General features: G+C 66.8%; 2 protein-coding genes. Both read right to left on the bottom strand.

Going from position 1 to position 2,131, the window contains the following annotated elements:
* Window positions 1-46: 46 nt before the first annotated feature.
* A complete protein-coding gene (locus tag ACFWF3_RS33450; RefSeq protein WP_358186489.1) occupies window positions 47-919 on the bottom strand; it encodes a 3-hydroxybutyryl-CoA dehydrogenase in 873 nt (290 codons plus the stop codon).
* Window positions 920-1,100: 181 nt separating this feature from the next.
* Window positions 1,101-2,131, bottom strand: a 1,031-nt coding sequence (gene aceA / locus ACFWF3_RS33445; protein ID WP_379317953.1) for an isocitrate lyase, incomplete at its 5' end; no start/stop codon positions are given.

Below are 2,131 nucleotides of genomic sequence, written 5' to 3'. Positions count from 1 at the left end.
GCGTCCCTACCGAACAGCCCGAATCCGGGCTGTTCGGACGAGTCCCCTATTTGCCGTACTGGTAGAACCCGGCTCCGGTCTTCTTGCCGAGCAGCCCGGCTTCGACCATGCGCATCAGCAGCGGCGGAGCCGAGTAGAGCGGCTCCTTGAACTCGGAGTACATCGAGTCCGCGATGGACTTCACGGTGTCGAGGCCGACGAGGTCGGTCAGCGCCAGCGGGCCCATCGGGTGGGCACAGCCGAGCACCATCGCCTTGTCGACGTCGTCCTTGGTGGCGAAGCCCGACTCGACCATCCGGATGGCCGAGAGCAGATACGGCACCAGCAGCGCGTTGACGACGAAACCGGAGCGGTCCGCCGAGCGCACGATCTGCTTGCCCAGGATCTCGGCGGCGAACTGCTCGGCGCGCTTGGCGACCGGCTCGCTGGTCTTGAGCGTGGTGACCAGCTCGACCAGCGGCAGCACCGGCACCGGGTTGAAGAAGTGCAGGCCGACCACGCGCTCGGGGTTCGCGGTGGCGACGGCGATCTTCATGATCGGGATCGAGGAGGTGTTGGAGGCGAGCACGGCGTCGGGGTCGGTGACGACCTTGTCCAGCTCGCTGAAGATGGCCGTCTTGACCTCTTCGTTCTCGACAACGGCCTCGACCACCAGCTGACGGTCGGCGAAGTCGCTGAGATCGGAGGTGAAGCGCAGCCGCCAGGCGGCCTGCTCCCGCTCGCGCTCGGTGATCTTGCCGCTGCTCACGCCACGGTCCAGCGAACGCAGGATCCGTGCGCGGCCCGCAGCGGCGAGTTCACGCGTGGTCTCGTAGACGAGGACGTCGACGTGCGCGCGTGCGCACACCTCCGCGATGCCCGCGCCCATCTGTCCGGCGCCGATGATGCCAACGCGCTGAATCTTCTCGCTGCTGCTCACGTCCCGCTCCTGCTGTGTGTCTGGCTGTGGGGTGGCTGGGGAGGTCATAGCGACCAAAGTATAGGGATGCCCTCCCTCACCGAGGGCTGATCGGCGAGGGAGGGCGTGGCGGTGGCGGAGCCACCACACCCCTACCGGAGTAGAGGAAAGGCGTTGCCGGTCAAAGCAACTCCGAGGGGGATCAGTGGAACTGACCCTCTTCGGTGGAGCCCTTCAGGGCGGCGGTCGACGTGTTGGGGTCGACGGTGGTGGCGATGGTGTCGAAGTAGCCGGCACCGACCTCACGCTGGTGCTTGATGGCGGTGAAGCCACGCTCGGCAGCAGCCTTGAACTCGCGCTCCTGCAGGTCGACGAACGCGGTCATGCCCTCGCGGGCGTAGCCGTGCGCCAGGTCGAACATGCCGTAGTTGAGCGAGTGGAAGCCCGCCAGGGTGATGAACTGGAACTTGAAGCCCATCGCGCCGAGCTCACGCTGGAACTTCGCGATGGTCGCGTCGTCCAGGTGCTGCTTCCAGTTGAACGAAGGCGAGCAGTTGTAGGCCAGCAGCTGGTCCGGGAACTCGCTGCGAACCGACTCGGCGAACTTGCGCGCGACCTCGAGATCCGGGATACCGGTCTCCATCCAGATGAGGTCGGCGTAGGGGGCGTAGGCCTTGGCACGCGCGATGCAGGGCTCGATGCCGTTCTTCACACCGAAGAAGCCCTCGGCGGTACGGGTGCCGTCCAGGAACTCACGGTCGCGCTCGTCCACATCGGAGGTGATGAGGGTGGCGGCCTCGGCGTCGGTGCGGGCGATGATCACCGACGGCACGTCGGCGACGTCGGCGGCCAGACGCGCGGAGGTCAGGGTGCGGATGTGCTGCTGGGTGGGGATCAGCACCTTGCCACCGAGGTGGCCGCACTTCTTCTCCGAAGCGAGCTGGTCTTCCCAGTGGACACCGGCGGCACCGGCCACGATCATGGCCTTCTGCAGCTCGTAGGCGTTCAGGGCGCCACCGAAGCCGGCCTCGGCGTCGGCCACGATCGGGGCCAGCCAGTTCTTGACCGACTCGTCGCCCTCGACCTTGGAGATCTCGTCGGCGCGCGACAGGGCGTTGTTGATGCGACGCACGACCGCGGGAACCGAGTTCGCCGGGTACAGCGACTGGTCCGGGTAGGTGTGGCCGGACAGGTTGGCGTCACCAGCGACCTGCCAACCGGACAGGTAGATGG

This window comes from Nocardia sp. NPDC060220, assembly GCF_042727815.1.
Classification (GTDB): domain Bacteria; phylum Actinomycetota; class Actinomycetes; order Mycobacteriales; family Mycobacteriaceae; genus Nocardia.
The sequence above is the reverse complement of the archived record's forward strand: the minus strand, read 5'-3'. Positions and strand labels throughout refer to the sequence as shown.